This is a genomic window from Azospirillaceae bacterium (genome assembly GCA_028283825.1).
Lineage (GTDB): Bacteria > Pseudomonadota > Alphaproteobacteria > Azospirillales > Azospirillaceae > Nitrospirillum.
Genome location: JAPWJW010000003.1, coordinates 1,174,039 through 1,191,180 on the forward strand (window position 1 = coordinate 1,174,039; position 17,142 = coordinate 1,191,180).

The window sequence follows — 17,142 nt, forward strand, 5'->3', positions numbered from 1 at the left end:
GAGGGAATTCTTGATCAATCCACCAGGAAGTCCGCGATGACGGTCCCAAGGTCGGGCTTGGTCACCGCACTCATGTGGTCGCCGGGGATCTCGGCGTAGCGGCCCCCGGGCAAACGGTCGGCCAGATCCTGGGCGGAACCGTTGTCCCGGTCCTGCGCGCCGGATGTGACCAGCACCGGCAGGGTCAGACCGGCCAGCACGTCGGCCGGCGTGTCCACGAAGGTTTCCAGGATGTGCAGCAGGGCGACGGGGTCGCCGCCCACCGTCTTCAGGAAAGCCTCCGCCATCCATTCGGGCGAACCGCGCTCGAAGGTGCCCAGGTTGGTCAGGATGTGGCGGAAGTGCGCCCCCCGGCCGGCGGTGTGCAGGATGCCCTCCAGCCCCATGCCGGCCAGGATGGCGCGGCCCGGCGTGGCGCCACGGGCCAGCATGCGCATGGTGGTGCGCCCGCCCAGGGAATAGCCGCCCAGATCATAGTCGGTCAGGCCCAGATGGGCCACCAGCGCCAGGCCGTCGTCGGCCAGCACATCGGACGGGTAGGCCGACGCCTCGTGCGGCTTGGCGCTGTCGCCGTGGGCGCGCAGGTCCGGCATGATGACACGGTAGCCGGCCGCCGCGATCTTGGCCGCGTGGCCGTACTTCAGCCAGTTGACGGTGGCGGTGGAGAAATAGCCATGGATCAGCACCAGCGGCCGGCCCTGCCCCACCTCGCGATAGGCCAGCCGCGCGCCGCCGTGGCCCTGGAAATACTGGACGGGAATGTCGGAAAAGGCAGGCGTGGCCACGGGGCAAGGCTCCAGCGTCGGGATGCGGGGTGCCCAGGCTACAGCCCTGCCGGGCCGCGATGGAAACCTTTCTTCAGGCCTGGCGGAACAGCGCCTTGCGCATGCCCCAGGCGGCCAGCTGGGTGCCGCACGCCATGGTCATCAGCCGGGGCCCCTGGCGCCGGTACCCCATGGCCTCATAAAACCCGACCGCATTCATGGAAGAGGTCAGGTGCAGGCCGCCCGCCCCCCGGCTCCACGCCACATCCTCGACCGCCGTCAACAACAACCGGCCGGTGCCCTTGGCCGCCACCGGGTCGACATAGACGGCGCGCACCTCCGCACTGTAGAGCGCGGCGAAACCCACGACGCGGCCGGCCATGTCGGCCACCACCACGTGCTCCCCCCAGTCGGTCATGGCGGCGCGGTAGTCCGCCGCCTCCCGACCACCCAGCAGGGCCATCAGCTGTTCCGGCGAATAATGCCCGGCACAGAAGGCGTGGACGGAGCGGATATGGACCTGGCGGATGCCCTCGGCATCGGCGGCGTCGGCCGGGCGGATCGCGGGCAAAGGCGCGTCGGCAGGTGGGGTTCTGACGCTCGACCGGTACATGCCGCCCAATTCGACCCTTCTTCGGAATTCCGCGCCCCCCAGGGGGACAGCGCTCACAAACGGCGCGCGCGGTTCTTTCAACTATATCGCGGTAAAGATGTGCATCAAGCCGCCATGCGCCATGGCGTCACCGATGGCACCACCGGGACACGCACATCCGCTATTTTGGCGGTCCAGCGGCAGGAAGGAATGCGGAATCGCGCGATACCGTTGCAATAGGGCAAAGGCCGGCGGATGGCTTGACCACCCATGCCCTAGACTCGGGGGAAGAGGCGCACCCCAAACGCAACGGGCTCGGGGCTTCCATCCGCCGCCCATCCCGCTATCCTGGAAACCGACATCGCAACCACCCTGGCCTCACCCCCTTGAACACCGCTCTCGCCCCTGCCCCTTTCCTGCACCCCGATGAACCGCCGGCCGTCACGGTGGTGAACCCGGGGGGTGCCGCCCCCGTGGTGCTGCTGTGTGAGCACGCGTCCAACCGCGTGCCGGCCCGCCTGGGCACCCTGGGCGTGGCGGCGGGGGACATGCGCCGCCACATCGCCTGGGACATCGGGGCGGAGGCGGTGACCCGCGCCCTGGCGCGGCGGCTGGACGCGCCGGCGGTGGTGGCGGGTTATTCGCGCCTGGTGGTGGATTTGAACCGACCGCTAGACAGCCCCACCCTGATGCCGGCGGTCAGCGACGGCACGCCCATCCTGGCCAACCAGTCCCTGCACGACGGCGACCGCCAGGCGCGGCTGGACGCCCTGTTCCATCCCTTCCATGCCGCCGCGAACGCGCTGGTGGCGGCCAAGCGGGATGGGGCCCAAGTGCCGGCCATCATCTCCGTCCACAGCTTCACGCCGGTCATGGATGGCGTCCAGCGGCCCTGGCACCTGGGGATCCTGTGGGACCAGGACGGGCGCCTGCCCCTGCCGCTGCTGGACAGCCTGCGCGGCCTGCCGGGCGTGGTGGTGGGCGACAACGTCCCCTACTCAGGCCGCGACGGCCACGGCTATACCTTGCAGACCCATTCCAGCGCCCCCGGCCTGCCCGGCGTGCTGATCGAGGTGCGGCAGGATCTGATCGGCGACGCCGACGGCGCGGAACACTGGGCGGGTGTGCTGGCCGACGCCCTTGGACAGCTGATCGGCCGGCCCGATATACACCATGTGCTGAACGCCCCTTGAGGACCCCATCCCATGATCCCCGACATCGACGACGCCACCCGCGTGGAACTTGAGGCCGCGGCCTTCCGCCGGCTGGTGGCCCACCTGCGCGAACGCACCGACGTGCAGAACATCGACCTGATGAACCTGGCCGGCTTCTGCCGCAATTGCCTGTCCAAATGGTACCGCGCCGCCGCCAATGAGCAGGGCGTCGAACTGGACTACGAAGGCGCGCGCGAGATCGTCTACGGCATGCCGTATGAGGACTTCAAACGCCTGCACCAGCGCGAGGCGACGGCCGAACAGCAGGCCGCCTTCGAGCGTGCCAAGCCCCAGGACTGACGCGCCAGCGGATTAACCGTCACCGGCGCTTGCCAGATCCGGGCGGGCGCGGGTAAGGTCGCGCCCTCACCATAGACCACCCCCTAGAATGAAGAGGCATTCCCCATGTCGGACGCCCCGGTAACGGATGTTGGCGGCATCGCCGGCGAACGCCTGCGCTCCATCATCGAGCGCATCGAGCGCCTGGAAGAGGACAAGAAGGGCATCGCGGACGATATCAAGGACATCTACGCGGAAGCCAAGGGCACCGGGTTCGAGACCAAGGTGATCCGCGCGATCATCCGCCTGCGGAAGATGGAAAAGAACGACCGTCAGGAGCAGGACGCCCTGCTGGAACTCTACAAGTCCGCCCTGGGCATGGAGTAAGGGCCGGCGCGACCAGCGCCACCCTTGAGCCGCAGGAGAAGGCCGGGCCGCCCCGACGGGCGCCCGGCCTTTTTCTTATGGGGTGGCATCCGGCTTGAAGCCAATCTCCGCCTTGTCGGCGTCGTACAGCACGGCCGCGTGCTGATAGGCCAGCACCCCAGTCAGGATGCCGGGCGCGCCATCCGCCCCGGACAGGTCCGTGCGGCTGGCAGCGTCGGCCCCGGCGGCATAAGGCAGGCGGACCACGCCGGCACCGCTGCCGATGGTCAGCACCGCAGGCCCGCTGTCGCCCTGGCCCCGAAGCGCGGCATGGCCCAGGGGCATCACCCCCACGGCGCCACTGTCCACCACCACCGGCGCACAGACGGGCGCGCCGTCGCCCACGGCGATACAGCCGGGCACGGCGTCGTTCATACCGCCACCCCGGCCGCGCATGGCCGGATCCAGCGGGAAACGAACGTAGCTCGCCACCTCATCCTCCGTTGGGTTCAGGACCAGACGGCCCATGATCCGCCCGGCCCGGGGCACATCAATGACCCAGCGGTGGGCCAGCAGGGTCAGGGGATTGGGCAGCGGTGGATGCCCGCCCGGCTGGGGTAGCGACACGCCGATGATGGCGACGAAACCGACCTGGGGGAAACCATCGCCACCGATGCGGTAGTCGGCCTGGGACAGGGCGCGGGCCGGACAGTCCGGTCGGGCGGCGACGCAGCCGACATGTCCCACCCATTGCACCGGCATGGAAGCCGTGAGACCACCGAGCATGACCGACGCCGCCCGCATCGGCCCCAACAATTGCACCCCGCTGCCGTAGGCGGCCTGCATGGGCACCCCCTCGCCGGCGCCATCAGGACCCGCCAGCAGGTGCAAGCCGAAGGACCCGCTGTCCAGCATGGCCTGAACTTCGCGCCCGTCCACCGTCACCGGGACGGAATAACGCGGCGCGCCGTCCGGCAACACCGTCAGGGTGACGGGCACCTCGACCCGCGCATCAGCGTCCGCCAGCGCGGGTGTCGATATCGCCAAAAACAGAAGGGTCGCATGCCGCTTCATCCCCACCCCCGTCGCCATTTTTCATGGCCTTACCATTGGGGTAGAAGTCGGGATCTGGCTAGGGGAGGTGCTTCACTTCGCCGCCGCCGTGCGCTTGGATCAAGGCCCGGCGCCCTTCAAGGCAACCGGGTTTCCAGATCCCCCCGTCCCGAACCCACCCGCACCGTCGTGGCGATGCCTGAACACATCGCATGCACCATCAACTCCGTAAGGTCAGAAAGGCCATCCGATGGAATGCTGACCATTTGGGGATGGAATATGGCTGTGGTGTCGGCCGGGCGATCAATTAAGGCGACGATGCCAGGCCGCCTCAATCAAACCGGTAGGTGTCCATGGCCAGCGCGCTCAGTTGCACGCTGGCGTGCAGGCGGCGGCCGGGGACGCCGGGGGTGCCAGCGCCCACGGCGGCGAACAGGGGCAGCAGGTGTTCGTCGCGCGGATGGTTCTGGCGGGCGAAGGGCGCGCGGTTCCGGTAGTCGTCCAGCGCCGTGACGTCGGCGCCGCTGATCTTGTCGTGGATCCAGGTCTGAAAGGCGGCGGCCCAGGGCGCCACCTCATCCGTCCCCTCCCAATTCAGGGCGCGCAGATTGTGGGTGAGGGAGCCGGAGGCGACGATCAGCACGCCCTGGTCGCGCAAGGGCCGCAGGGCGGCGCCCAGGCGACGGTGATAGGCCGCGTCCTGCTGCGGCTGGATGGACAGTTGCACCACGGGGATGTCGGCCTCCGGGAACATCAGGATCAGGGGCACCCAGGCGCCATGGTCCAGCCCGCGTTCCTGCCCGCCCGTCACCGTGATGCCGGCCGCGGCCAGGGCGGCCAAGGCCTGGCGTCCCACCTCCGGCGCGCCGGGAGCAGGATACTGCATCTCAAACAGCGCGCGGGGGAAGCCGCCGAAATCATGGATGGTTTCCGGGGCCGTGGCCGTCGAGGTGGTGGGCGTCCCCGTTTCCCAATGGGCCGACAGCACCAGGATGGCCCGGGGGGTGCCGGCCGCCCGGATCTCCGCCCCCAACCCCATCAGGAAACGCCGCGCGGCGCTGTCCTCCAGCGCGATCATGGGCGACCCGTGGGAAATGAAATAGGCTGGCTGGCGGACGGGGGTGGACATGAGGAAACCTTAGCTGGGCATTGATCATCCCAACATGGCCCCGGCATCGTCATTTGCCAAATCACTGATCATCAACATCATCATTCATGATAATGATGATTCATGGATCTCACCCGCATCGACCTGAACCTGCTGCACGTGTTCGACGCCCTGTACCGGGAGCGGCAGGTGACGCGCGCCGGCCGGGCGCTGGGCCTGTCGCAATCGGCGGTCAGCAACGCCCTGGCCCGGCTGCGAGGGCACTTGCAGGACGAGTTGTTCATCCGCACGCCCGACGGCATGGTGCCCACCGCCGTGGCCGACGCGGTGGCCGCCCCCCTGCAAGGCGCCCTGGAACAGGTGCGGGCGGCCTTGGCGGCCAGCCGGCCCTTCCAGCCGGGTACCGCCTGCAGCGATTTCACCATCGGCCTGTCCGACCATGCCGAGTTCGTGCTGGCCCCGCCCCTGGTGGCGGCCATGCGGGCCGAGGCGCTGGGCCTGTCGCTGGTGCTGCGCCATGCCGACAAGGACACCGCCCTACCGGGGCTGGAGCAAGGGCAACTGGACCTGGCGCTGGGCATGCTGCCCGACCCGCCGGCGCACATGACGCGGCAGATGCTGGTGCGTGACGGCCTGGCGGTACTGATGCGGCCGGGGCACCCGGCGCAGGATGCCGAATGGGGGCTGGAGGCGTATCTCGCCCATTCCCATCTGCTGGTTTCCGCCACCGCGGCGCGGGTGGGGGCGGTGGATCGACTGTTGGAGGCCATCGGGCGGCGGCGCACCCTGGCGGTGGTGGCCTCACACCTGCTGGCGGCCGCCCCCATGCTGCGCGACAGCGACCTGTTGTGCACCATGTCGGCCCGCGTGGCCCATCCGCTGGCGGCGGCCTTCGGCCTGGTGGTGCGCGCCCTGCCGCTGGATGTGGGCGACATGCGGCTGGGCATGCGCCTGTCCATGGTCTGGCACCGCCGGCTGGATGGCCACCCCGCCCATGCCTGGCTGCGCCGCCGGGTGGCAGAGGTGGCGCGCGCCCTGCCGCCCATTCCGGAAGTGCCCGAACTTGCCGGCAACCCAGCCGCTTGACCTGCCTCATTGGCCCCCGGGGGCCCGCGATGTAAAGTGCGCGCCTCGATTCCCCCTATCCGGTGTACCCGCCTTGGCCCGAGCCGAACTTTTTCCTGGACGACATCTGGTACTTCGCGCTCAGCAGCGGCACGCTGCCGGCCGGCACCATGAAGACCATGACCCTGCTGGGCCAGCCCGTGCTGTTCGGCCGCACCAAGGAGGGCGTGGTGTTCGCGCTGCGCGACATCTGCCCCCACCGCGGCATCCCGCTGTCCTGCGGCCGGTTCGACGGGACGGAGGTGGAGTGCTGCTACCACGGCTGGCGCTTCGACCAGCACGGCAAGTGCACCGACATCCCCTCGCTGGTGCCGGACCAGGATTTCGACCTGGACCGCATCAAGGTGCGCAAGTACCCGGTGCGGGAGATGAGCGGCAACATCTGGGTGTGGATGGGCACGGGTGAGCCCGACCAGGAACCGCCGCAGCCACCGGGCCTGCCGGTGGACAAGCAACCCGACATGCTGATGACCATGGATTTCCCCTGCCACCTGGACCATGCGGTGGTGGGCCTGATGGACCCGGCGCACGGCCCCTTCGTCCACCAGAACTGGTTCTGGCGCAGCCCGAAATCCATCCATGCCAAGCAGAAGGCGTTCGGCCCCGGCCCCTTCGGCTTCGTGATGAAAAAGCACCGGCCGTCCAGCAACTCCCGCGCCTACACCATCCTGGGCGGCGTGCCGGAGACGGAGATCGCCTTCCGCCTGCCCGGCATCCGCACGGAGACGATCGAAGCCGGCCAGAACCGGGTGTGGAACCTGACGGCGGTGACGCCGCTGGACGACAACAACACCCGCATCACCAACATGTTCTATTGGACCATGCCCTGGGCCAGCCTGCTGAAGCCCATCTTCAAGCCCATCGCCAAACACTTCCTGGGCCAGGACCGCACCGCCGTGGTGATGCAGCAGGAAGGCCTGCGCCACAACCCGACCCTGATGCTGATCAAGGACGCCGACACCCAGGCGCGCTGGTACTATCAGCTGAAGAATGAGTTCCGCCGCGCGCGGGACGAGGCGCGGCCGTTCGAAAACCCGGTGAAGGACGTCGTGCTGCGCTGGCGCAGCTGATCCCCTGTTCCGCTATAGTCATGGCCGTACCCGCTTGAGACCAAGAGGACCGGCCATGACCGCCCCCGCATCCGACCCCGCCCTGGGCGCCCTGCCCACCTGGGACCTGTCCGACCTGTTTGAGGCCCCGGACAGCCCCGCCTTGGCGGCCGAACTGGACCGGGTGGAGCGTGAGGCCCAGGCCTTCCACCAGCGCTACGCCGCCAAGCTGCCCGGCCTGTCGGGCCGCGAGCTGGGCCTGGCCATCGCCACGTATGAGGCGCTGGACGAGGCGCTGACCCGGGTCATGAGTTACGCCGGCCTGCTGTACGCTGGCGACCAGAGCGACGGCGCCATCGCCCGCTTCTACCAATCCATGCAGGAACGGGTGACGGGCATTTCCGTCAACCTGCTGTTCTTCACCCTGGAACTGAACCAGTTGGAGGACCGGGACCTGGCCGCCAAGCTGAAGGCGCCGGAGGCCCAGCGCTATGCCGCCTGGCTGCGCGACGTGCGCATCTACCGCCCCCACCAGCTGTCGGATGAGGTGGAGCGGTTCCTGCATGAGAAGGCGGTGGTGGGCCGCAACGCCTGGACCCGCCTGTTCGATGAGACCATGGCATCGTTGCGCTTTCGAATCGAGGACCGCGACCTGACCTCGGCGGAGGCGCTGAACCTGCTGTCCAGCCCGGACGCGACCGTGCGCCGGGCGGCGGCGGTGGAGATCGGCGCCGTGCTGGGCCGCAATGGCCGTCTGTTCACCCTGATCACCAACACGCTCGCCAAGGACAAGGAGATCGAGGACAAGTGGCGGCGCTACGACCAGCCGTGGTCGGCCCGCAACCTGTCCAACCGGGTGGAGGATGGGGTGGTGGAGGCGCTGGTGGGCGCCGTGCGCGACAGCTATCCCGCCCTGTCCCACCGCTATTACAAACTGAAGGCCAAGTGGTTCGGCGCCGAGTCGCTGGACTACTGGGACCGCAACGCCCCCCTGCCCGACGTGGCCGAACCCACCATCCCGTGGCAGGAGGCACGCGACATCGTGCTGTCCTCGTACGCGCGCTTCAGTCCGGACCTGGCGAACGTGGGCCGGCGCTTCTTCGACCATGCCTGGATCGACGCCCCAGCGCGACCGGGCAAGAACCCCGGCGCCTTCGCCCACCCCGTCGTGCCCAGCGTCCATCCCTATCTGCTGGTCAACTACATGGGCAAGACGCGGGACGTCATGACCCTGGCGCACGAGCTGGGTCACGGCGTGCACCAGGTGCTGGCCGGCGCCCAAGGCCACCTGCAATCGGAAACGCCGCTGACCCTGGCGGAGACCGCCAGCGTGTTCGGGGAGATGCTGACCTTCCGCGGCCTGCTGGCGCAGGAGACCGACCCCGCCCGCCGCCGCGCCCTGCTGGCCGGCAAGGTGGAGGACATGCTGAACACCGTCGTGCGCCAGACCGCCTTTTACGATTTCGAGCGCCGGGTACATAGCGAGCGCCGCCAGGGCGAACTGTCGGAGGAACGGCTGGGCCAGCTATGGCTGGACGTGCAGACGGAAAGCCTGGGCCCGGCGTTGCGATTCGATGCGGGTTACGCGACCTACTGGTCCTACATCCCGCACTTCATCCATTCGCCCTTCTACGTCTACGCCTATGCCTTCGGCGATTGCCTGGTGAACAGCCTGTACGCCGCGTACGAGGAGGCCGCCGCCCATAATGGCGCCGACGCCTTCGCCCGCCGCTACCTGGACATGCTGGCGGCCGGCGGCACCAAGCGGCATAAGGAGCTGCTGGCGCCCTTCGGCCTGGACGCCACCGACCCGGCCTTCTGGCACAAGGGCCTGGCTATGCTAAAGAGCTTCATCGACGAGTTGGAAGCGCTGGGGTGATTCTTACAATGTTCCCTCAGGCGCCGGGCGCCGGCATCCGCCGGCTGGGCTTTTCCTCGATTTCCGGTCCGCCGACGGCTCCCCGGAAATCTGCGGCGGCTGCGGTCGCAGCCTACAGCGGCATGAGGCGAAACCTCACGCCGCTGCTATAAGATCATTATCCGAGTCGGGGCCGGGGGCGGCATTGACTCGGGCGTGTTCTGGTTGATTGGGGCAAGTATCAACGACATGACGCATCTTTCCATTCACTTGGCGCTTCCCCTGCTGGCGGCGCTGCTGGTTTCCGGCACCGCCACGGCTGCCGCGCCCGCCAAGCATCCGCCCGCCAAGGCGGCGCCGGCCAAGCCGAAGGACGTCAACGGCTGGGGCCTGGTGACCTGGGGCATGACGCACAAGCAGGTGCTGACCGCCTATCCCAAGGCGCACGAGTACGAACTGGGCACGCCGCCGCACGTCCGCTACCTGTTCGGGCTGGAAAGCCTGCGCCTGGCCGGCTGCACCTACGCTGTGGACTTCGAGATGAAGCGCAACGCCCTGCGTCGCGTGACCCTGTACGGGCAAGAGGCGTCCAAGGAATGCGGCGAGGGCATCGACGCCCTGCTGGTCAAGCAATTGGGCGCCCCGGCCGAGCGGGCGAAAGCCAAGGACAACCTGTCGGCGGAAGCCGTCTGGAAGGCCGGCCGCACCCACGTGACCCTGCGCCGGGGCCTGGGCGCCGCCGCCAAGAAGGCACCGCCGGTGGTGGAGTACACGCCGAAATAAACCGTGCGCAGTCCGCACATAGCAAAAGGGCGGCCCCGATGGGACCGCCCTTTTTCATGTCGCTGTGCGTCCGATCCGGTGGATCAGTGCAGCTTGCCCGGCAGTTCGGCGATGGCGGATTCGATCATCGCGTCGCTGCGGGTCTTGTCAATGGACTTGGCCAGCAGCGATTCGGTGGCGGCCAGCGCCACATCGACCGCCAGGCTGCGCACCTGCTGCAGGGCGGTGGCTTCGGCCTGGGCGATCTTTTCCAGGGCCTGGGCCTCGCGGCGCTTCAAGGTCGCCTCCAGGTCGGCTTCCGCGTGCTGGCGGATGCGGTCGGCCTCTTCACGGGCCGACGCGATGATGGTCGTCGGCTTCCTTCAGGGCATCGCGCTGCTTCTTCTGATAGGCGGTCAGGGCCGCCTCGGCATCCTGGCGCAGCTTCTGCGCGGTCTCGATCTCCAGGCGGATCTTCTCCGCCCGGGCGTCCAGGCTGCGGGCCAGGGCACCCAGGCCACCCTTCCAGATGACCAGCGCGAAGAAGATGACGAAGGCGACGAGGACCCAAAATTCGGCGTCTTGCGGATTGAACATCACGCATGCTCCTTCAGGGCGGCATCGACGGCGCCATCGACGTTGCCCTGCTCGGGCTCAACGCCCGCCAGCTTGGCGACGGCGGCGGAGGCCGCCTCGGCGGCCAGGGTGCGAACGTTGGACAGGGCGGTCTGCTTCTGGCCTTCGATCCGCGCCTCGGCTTCCTTCTGCTTGACCGCCAGGCCGGCGGCCACGTCGGCCGTGCGCTTGGCGGCCGCGGCATCGGCCGTGGCGGCGGTCTCATTCAGCAGCTTGTGGGCATCGGCCCGGGCCTCGGCCACCGCCTTTTCATAGGCGGCGACGATGGCGTCGGTCTCGGCCTTCAGCTGGACGGCCTTGTCCAGGTCGCCGGAAATCTTGGCTTCGCGGGCTTCCAGGACGGCGCCGACACGGGGCAGACCGACCTTGGACACCAGCACGTAGAGGGCGCCAAAGGTGACGACCAGCCAGAAAATCTGGCTCGCGAACGTCTTGGTGTTGAGCTGGGGCAAGCCCTTTTCGTCGTGCTCGCCCACCTCCTGCCCCACGCTGGGCTCGGCCTGGACGGTATCACCACCCGACTGCGCGAACACCGGCGTGCCGCCCAGGTTCACCGCCAGGACGGCGGCGACGGCAAGGCCCTTGAGCCAGACCATGAGCCTTGGATTCACCATGGAAGATCACCTTGGATTACGAGGTCGCCCGGACCTGGAAACAGAACCTGGAATGGCTCAGCCGGAACAGCGGCCGGACATGGGATCAGGGGCGGTGACCGGCAAACCGGCCCCGCCCCATCACTCATACCCAAACGCGACGCCCGCCCCCGAAGGGCCAGCCGTCACGGCCGTTCCATCAAGCCGGTATCAGGCTTAGGCGAACAGGATCAGGAAGGCGATCAGCAGCGCGAACAGCGCCACGGCTTCGGTCAGCGCGAAGCCCAGAATGCCGATCGGGAACACCGAACCACGGGCGGCCGGGTTGCGGCCAACGGCGGCGATCAGGTTGGCGAAGATGTTGCCGATGCCGATGCCGACACCAGCCAGGGCGAACATGGCCAAACCGGCGCCGATGAACTTAGCGGCTTGCGGATCCATAGTAGACTTCCTTTGTGATGGAACGGTTGAAAGGGGAAGACAGGCCCCACGGGAACGACGCGGGAATACCGGGCTTAGTGCAGCTCGATGGCGTCGCGGATGTAGAGGCAGGTCAGGATGGTGAACACGTACGCCTGCAGGAAGGCGACCATGATTTCAAAGCCGATCAGCGCCACGTTGATGACGATGGGCAGGATGCCAGCCAGCCAGCCGATGGTGCCCAATGCTGCGATCATGGTGACGGTGAAACCGGCGAACACCTTCAGCATGGTGTGGCCCGCCATCATGTTGGCGAACAGTCGGATGGACAGGCTGACCGGACGCATCAGGTAGGAGATGATCTCGATCGGGATCAGGATGGGCGCCAGGATGATCGGCGCGCCGGAGGGGAAGAAGAAGCTGAAGAAGTGGAAGCCGTGGCGGAACAGCGCCAGCAGCGTCACGAAAATGAAGACGATGGCCGCCAGGGCGAAGGTGACGATGATGTGGCTGGTGAAGGTGAAGAAGCCGGGGATCATGCCGATCATGTTGCCGAACAGCACGAAGGCGAACACCGAGAACACCAGCGGGAAATAGCGGCGCGCCTCTTCGCCGGCGTTGTCCCGCACCATGCCCGATACGAATTGGTACAGCAGTTCCGCCACGGACTGCAGCCGGCCGGGGACCAGCGCGCGCGAGGCGGTGCCGATGGTCAGCAGGCCCGTGACAAGCACGGCCGCGATCACCATGTAGAGGGCGGAGTTGGTGAAGGAGACATCGTGCCCGGCGAGATGCAGCGGAACGATCTGCTCGATGCGAAACTGATGCAGCGGATCAGTGGCCACTATTCCCCTCGCCTTCATCCTTTGCCGGGGGCGGCGAAGCACCACCCCCTTGGCCGGCGTCCTCAGGACGCCTGTATCCCACCGCGTATCCCATGCCGTTGACGGCACGGTACACATTCAACATTCCGGCCGCCGACCCCAGGAGGAACATGACGATCAGTCCCCAGGGAGCAGAGCCCAGCCAGCGATCGATCAGCATGCCGCCACCGACCCCGACCACCAACGCCGCGACAAGCTCTGCCCCGATGCGAAACGCGATGCCGTACCAACCATTCCCCGCCTCATCCTTCCGGTCACCGGTGGATGAAGGGGCATGGGTGGCCCGTCGCGCCTGCGCCAAGCGGGCTTCAAGCTCTTCCAAGGAAGGCGGGGGTGTCTGGTCCGTCAAGGTCTAAACCCCTGGAGGTATGCCCCTTCCGCCGCAATGGAGTCGCCGCCATGCGAAAGCGGCGGCACCATACGGGGCAGCCCACCCCCTGTCAAGTCGCAAAAGTACAGTGCCAAGTATATGATTCTAAAGGACTATTTTACCGCCCCGCGTGGCACGCACAGGGGCGATGCCGCAGCCTCAGCCACCACTGTGTCCGCCACCCTGCGTAGCACCCCCGGCCATGCCCGGTTCAGCCCCCGGCGCCAGCACCACGGCATCCACCGCCAGCGGCGCTGCGGCCTTGAAGCGCAAGGTCAAATGGACGCGCTCCCCCACCGACAACGGGCGTGTCAGGCCCATCAGCATGATGTGCGCGCCCTCCGGTTTCAGGGTCACGTCGCCCCCCGCCGGCAGGGCCACGCCATCGGCCAGGGGCCGCATGCGGGCGATGCCGTCCACAACCTCTGCCATGTGGATTTGCGCCATCTTAGCGACGTCCGTCTCCACAGCCACCAGGCGGTCAGCGGCGCCTGTGTTGCGCAGGGTGACGAAGGCGACGCCGGCATGGGCGCCGCGGATGGTGGGACGGGACCAGGCCGCCACCGCCTGGATGGATGAGGCGGGCGCCGGCGCCTCTTGCGCTGAGGCCGGCAGCGCCACGGGCAAGGCGGCCAGGACCAGGATCGCCGCCGTGCGGAGTCGCTTCAAGGACATGGGTTCTCCCCTTTTCAGGATGTTATTTGGCGGGGCCGGCGGCTATGGCCTCACGGATGCCCTTCACCATATCCTCCGCCGTCGTGCCGCGGGCGAAGATGGTGGCCAGGCGGTTGTTCGGGTCCATGAGGTAGACGTAGGTCGAGTGATCCATGAGGTAGTTTTCCGGATCATCGCCATTGACCTTGGCGGCATAGACCCGCCAGGCGCGGATGGCCCCCTGCACCTGGGCAGGCGTGCCGGTCAGCCCCACCATGCGGGGATGGAACTGGGCGACGTAGTCCGACAGCTGCTGCGGCGTGTCGCGCCCGGGATCGACGCTGACGAACAGCGGCTGCACCTTGTCGGCGTCGGGACCCAGTTGGTCCATGGCCTGGGCCATGACCTGCAGTTCCGTGGGGCAGATGTCCGGGCAGAAGGTGTAGCCGAAGAACATCAGGCGCCAGGACCCGTCGTAGGTCTTTTCCGTCACCGCCTTGCCCGACTGGTCCACCAGGGCGAAGGGGCCGCCCACCGCCACGCCGGGCACGATGCGGCCCCCCGTACCGCCGGCCGGCGCGCCGCCCGTGCTGCTGGCGCTGGACGCCGGCCGCGACGACGGCGGCGCCCCCAGCCACCAGCCCACCAGGGCGGCGAGGATGAGCGCCGGCACCACGGCCAGCAGCAGGCGGATCAGACGTTTCTTGGCCATGGATGGGGAATGCCCGCGCAACGGGAAGAAGGGGTCGGCGCCTAAGGTAACGCGCCTGCCCCGGCATTCCTATGGTCCTTCCGGCGGGTCTGGCCGGCCACAAAAAAAGGGCGGGCGGCACCCATCGGCACCGCCCGCCCGTCTTCCCAGCGTTATCGGGAACTACAAGACATTCAGCATGCTGGCCACCAGTGGGTGACGCACGATGTCCTTCTCGTTCAGGCGCACCACGGCGATGCCCTCCACCGGTTCCAGCCGGCGGGCGATGTCGGACAGGCCGGACAAGCCGTTCAGCAGGTCCGACTGGTCCGGGTCGCCGGTCAGCACCATGGTGGAATGCCAGCCCAGGCGGGTCAGCAGCATCTTGATCTGGCCGTAGGTGCAGTTCTGCGCCTCATCAATCACCACGAAGGCGTTGTTCAGGGTGCGGCCGCGCATGAAGCCCACCGGCGCGATCTCGATGGTGCCCTCGGCCATCAGGGTGCGCAGACGCTTGCCGCCCAGGCGGTCGTTCAGCGCGTCATAGAGCGGGCGCAGGAAGGGGGCCATCTTCTCCCCCATGTCGCCCGGCAGGTAACCGATGCTCTCCCCCGCCTCGATCGCCGGGCGGGACAGGATGATGCGATCGACGGTCCCGGCCTCCAACGCCTCCACCGCGCTGGTGATGGCGAGATAGGTCTTGCCCGTGCCGGCCGGCCCCAGGGCCAGCGCCAGATTGTGGGACTGTATCGCCTCCATCAGCACCTTCTGATTGGGGCTCTGGGGTTTGACCTTGCGCACATAGCTCTGGTCCCGCCGTTCCTCGATGGGGTCCCAGGTGCCGGTGCGCACGGGCGCGGCATCGGGGAAAAGCGGGCGGACCTTGTTGTCCGAGGTGGAGCCACCGGAAGTCACCTTCACTGGACGCTTGGCCATGTCTGTCTCCTCAGTCACACCGGTTTGCGCCGCCGGCGGGACCGCCGGCGGTCAAGGTTACTAGGCAGGCAGGAACCGCGTGCCGCGGCGACAGCCGGGCACGAAAAAACCGCATCCCCCGGTGTGGGGCATGCGGTTTGGGATGGGCCATCGCGGGCGACGCTGCGGACTGTCCCGATCCGGGCAATCCCGATGCGGGGCGTCCCGATCCGGGGACGCCAAGTCCCGGCAGTGCGTCGTGGCGAAGGGGCGATGGCGGCTGGGCGGGGGTCAACGGCATCGGGTGCGTCAGGGGGACTTGATCCCCCCGGTGGTCAATCGGCAGCGAAGGCAGCAGCGCGCAGATTGGCAAATCCCCGACCCGTCATTCTGGAGTGACGACCCTGGCAGGCACTTTACCGCAGGTGCGAGCGTCTGTCAGCAGGCTTGGGGTGGTACACCGAATATTCACACTATATATAGTGGCTAGGTCGCTCGAGTCGGAAAGCCGCAATCACGGCCGACGCCCGTACCCCGAGTCGCCGGAGGCGGCCTGCCCCTTCGGGATAAGCCCGGCGCGCGCATCACCCGGGGCTTCATCACGCGACAGCCAAAACCCGCCCGCGATTCAAGCGCCTGGGCCCCCGGGGCCGAAGGACACCGTGTGCGACGCAAGACAGCCACCTCCCCCCGAAGGTGCACTTAGACTCAATAAATATTGTGTGCGCCGGCGGTTTCCGCTCAAAATATGGATCTGAGGATTCCCTTGACGCCTGTACCCTATCTGGTCTTGAAACGCGCTTTCGACGGGTTCGGCACGGGCGTGGCCCCCTTCTTCAGAAGGTGGCCGCCTTATCATAGGGCCCTCTGCCCTCCTCGGGCGACCATCGTCCCCCACGTCCGTCCCCGCCGGGGCGTGGCCGGGGGCATCCGGTCGGTGGTGGGGCTTCGAGGCCAAGGGTTACACCCGGGGGTTCCCCCGGGGATTTTGAGGGGTCAGGGGCGAGATGAGCAACCAGGTGGCATTCCGCGACGCACCATTCCAGCTGCGCGGCAGCAACTTCACCATGATGGTGCTGAAGGTCTCGGACCCGCACGCCCAGAACTTTTTCTTCGCGCTGTCGGACAAGGTGCGCCAGGCGCCCAATTTTTTCCGCAATGCGCCGGTAGTGCTGGACCTGGATGATCTTCCGCCGGGCCAGGGTTTTGATTTTGAGAATTTCTGCGACCTGCTGCGCACCTTGGGCCTGATCGCCGTGGGCCTGCAGGGCGGCACCCGCGAACAGCAGGAGGCGGCGCTGGCCGTGGGCCTGGCCGTGTTCCCGCAAGGGCGCGCCGCGGCCGAGGCGCCGGCGGCCCAACCGGCCGCACCGCGGCCGGTGGCCGTGGCCGACGCGCCCGCCCCGGCGGTGACGGCGGCACCGGCGCACGACCTGCCCTACCAGAAGGCCACGCTGCTGGTGCGGGAGAATGTGCGGTCCGGCCGGCAGCTGTACGCCCAGGGCGGCGACCTGGTGGTGATCGGGTCGGTGTCGCCCGGGGCCGAGCTGGTGGCCGACGGCAACATCCACGTCTACGGCTCGCTGCGCGGCCGCGCCCTGGCCGGCATGGCCGGCGACCGCAACGCCCGTATCTTCTGCCAAAGCCTGGAGGCGGAGATGGTCTCCATCGCCGGGCTGTACCGTGTCAGCGAGGATCTGGAGAAATCCGTCCTGCGCCGCCAGGTCCAGATCTACCTGGACCAGGGTTTCCTTCACATCGATCCGGTCACCGTCTGACGCACGGCCGGTTTTCCCAGTAACCTTCTTT

The 17,142-nt window shown here is 67.8% G+C and carries 19 protein-coding genes and 1 pseudogene; 8 read left to right on the forward strand and 12 right to left on the reverse strand.

Features of this window, described 5'->3' with window-relative positions; translation table 11 throughout:
- Nucleotides 1-14: 14 nt before the first annotated feature.
- Nucleotides 15-785 carry an alpha/beta fold hydrolase gene (locus PW843_17255; protein MDE1148337.1) on the reverse strand — a complete coding sequence of 257 codons (771 nt, stop codon included), beginning with the start codon at nt 783-785 and terminating at the stop codon, nt 15-17.
- 73 nt (nt 786-858) lie between these two features.
- Complete coding sequence (locus PW843_17260; protein MDE1148338.1) at nt 859-1,335, reverse strand: GNAT family N-acetyltransferase; 477 nt, start codon at nt 1,333-1,335, stop codon at nt 859-861.
- A gap of 407 nt (nt 1,336-1,742) precedes the next feature.
- Between PW843_17260 and PW843_17265 the strand changes: the two genes are divergently transcribed.
- The 3 genes from PW843_17265 to PW843_17275 all read left to right on the forward strand — a co-directional run bounded on the left by PW843_17265 (nt 1,743) and on the right by PW843_17275 (nt 3,236).
- A complete protein-coding gene (locus PW843_17265) occupies nt 1,743-2,549 on the forward strand; it encodes an N-formylglutamate amidohydrolase (protein ID MDE1148339.1) in 807 nt (268 codons plus the stop codon).
- A 12-nt stretch (nt 2,550-2,561) separates the two neighbouring features.
- On the forward strand, nt 2,562-2,870 hold the full coding sequence (locus PW843_17270; protein ID MDE1148340.1) for a DUF1244 domain-containing protein: 309 nt from the start codon (nt 2,562-2,564) through the stop codon (nt 2,868-2,870).
- 105 nt (nt 2,871-2,975) lie between these two features.
- A complete protein-coding gene (locus PW843_17275) occupies nt 2,976-3,236 on the forward strand; it encodes a DUF2312 domain-containing protein (GenBank protein ID MDE1148341.1) in 261 nt (86 codons plus the stop codon).
- A 75-nt stretch (nt 3,237-3,311) separates the two neighbouring features.
- On the opposite strand, the gene PW843_17280 is transcribed toward PW843_17275, so the two are convergent.
- Both PW843_17280 and PW843_17285 read right to left on the reverse strand, forming a co-directional pair.
- On the reverse strand, nt 3,312-4,289 hold the full coding sequence (locus PW843_17280; GenBank protein ID MDE1148342.1) for a hypothetical protein: 978 nt from the start codon (nt 4,287-4,289) through the stop codon (nt 3,312-3,314).
- Between the two features lie 310 nt (nt 4,290-4,599).
- Nucleotides 4,600-5,397, reverse strand: a complete 798-nt coding sequence (locus tag PW843_17285; GenBank protein MDE1148343.1) for a class III extradiol ring-cleavage dioxygenase — start codon at nt 5,395-5,397, stop codon at nt 4,600-4,602.
- 102 nt (nt 5,398-5,499) lie between these two features.
- On the opposite strand from PW843_17285, the gene PW843_17290 reads away from it, so the two are divergent.
- The 4 genes from PW843_17290 to PW843_17305 all read left to right on the forward strand — a co-directional run bounded on the left by PW843_17290 (nt 5,500) and on the right by PW843_17305 (nt 10,191).
- Nucleotides 5,500-6,462 (forward strand): LysR substrate-binding domain-containing protein, encoded by a 963-nt coding sequence (locus tag PW843_17290; GenBank protein ID MDE1148344.1) that lies wholly within the window; start codon nt 5,500-5,502, stop codon nt 6,460-6,462.
- A 62-nt stretch (nt 6,463-6,524) separates the two neighbouring features.
- Nucleotides 6,525-7,571 carry an aromatic ring-hydroxylating dioxygenase subunit alpha gene (locus PW843_17295; protein MDE1148345.1) on the forward strand — a complete coding sequence of 349 codons (1,047 nt, stop codon included), beginning with the start codon at nt 6,525-6,527 and terminating at the stop codon, nt 7,569-7,571.
- A gap of 55 nt (nt 7,572-7,626) precedes the next feature.
- Nucleotides 7,627-9,429 carry a M3 family oligoendopeptidase gene (locus tag PW843_17300; protein MDE1148346.1) on the forward strand — a complete coding sequence of 601 codons (1,803 nt, stop codon included), beginning with the start codon at nt 7,627-7,629 and terminating at the stop codon, nt 9,427-9,429.
- Between the two features lie 228 nt (nt 9,430-9,657).
- On the forward strand, nt 9,658-10,191 hold the full coding sequence (locus PW843_17305; GenBank protein ID MDE1148347.1) for a hypothetical protein: 534 nt from the start codon (nt 9,658-9,660) through the stop codon (nt 10,189-10,191).
- A gap of 83 nt (nt 10,192-10,274) precedes the next feature.
- On the opposite strand, the pseudogene PW843_17310 reads toward PW843_17305, so the two are convergent.
- The 8 genes and pseudogenes from PW843_17310 to PW843_17345 form a co-directional block, all read right to left on the reverse strand.
- Nucleotides 10,275-10,767: pseudogene (locus PW843_17310) on the reverse strand (F0F1 ATP synthase subunit B).
- Nucleotides 10,767-11,402 carry an ATPase gene (locus tag PW843_17315; GenBank protein ID MDE1148348.1) on the reverse strand — a complete coding sequence of 212 codons (636 nt, stop codon included), beginning with the start codon at nt 11,400-11,402 and terminating at the stop codon, nt 10,767-10,769. Before PW843_17315 ends, PW843_17310 begins: the two are co-directional and overlap by 1 nt.
- 213 nt (nt 11,403-11,615) lie before the next feature.
- The gene (locus PW843_17320) at nt 11,616-11,840 is read right to left on the reverse strand and encodes an ATP synthase subunit C family protein (protein ID MDE1148349.1); all 225 of its coding nucleotides are present in this window, start codon (nt 11,838-11,840) and stop codon (nt 11,616-11,618) included.
- Between the two features lie 74 nt (nt 11,841-11,914).
- A complete protein-coding gene (locus PW843_17325) occupies nt 11,915-12,664 on the reverse strand; it encodes a F0F1 ATP synthase subunit A (GenBank protein MDE1148350.1) in 750 nt (249 codons plus the stop codon).
- Nucleotides 12,654-13,052, reverse strand: a complete 399-nt coding sequence (locus tag PW843_17330) for an AtpZ/AtpI family protein (GenBank protein ID MDE1148351.1) — start codon at nt 13,050-13,052, stop codon at nt 12,654-12,656. Before PW843_17330 ends, PW843_17325 begins: the two co-directional genes overlap by 11 nt.
- Nucleotides 13,053-13,232: 180 nt before the next feature.
- On the reverse strand, nt 13,233-13,748 hold the full coding sequence (locus tag PW843_17335; GenBank protein ID MDE1148352.1) for a copper chaperone PCu(A)C: 516 nt from the start codon (nt 13,746-13,748) through the stop codon (nt 13,233-13,235).
- Between the two features lie 22 nt (nt 13,749-13,770).
- Nucleotides 13,771-14,439: an SCO family protein gene (locus PW843_17340; protein MDE1148353.1), complete on the reverse strand. Its 669-nt coding sequence runs from the start codon at nt 14,437-14,439 to the stop codon at nt 13,771-13,773.
- Nucleotides 14,440-14,601: 162 nt separating this feature from the next.
- A complete protein-coding gene (locus PW843_17345; protein ID MDE1148354.1) occupies nt 14,602-15,354 on the reverse strand; it encodes a PhoH family protein in 753 nt (250 codons plus the stop codon).
- A gap of 986 nt (nt 15,355-16,340) precedes the next feature.
- Here PW843_17345 and minC point away from each other — a divergent pair.
- Nucleotides 16,341-17,111 (forward strand): septum site-determining protein MinC, encoded by a 771-nt coding sequence (minC, locus tag PW843_17350; protein ID MDE1148355.1) that lies wholly within the window; start codon nt 16,341-16,343, stop codon nt 17,109-17,111.
- Nucleotides 17,112-17,142 lie beyond the last annotated feature (31 nt).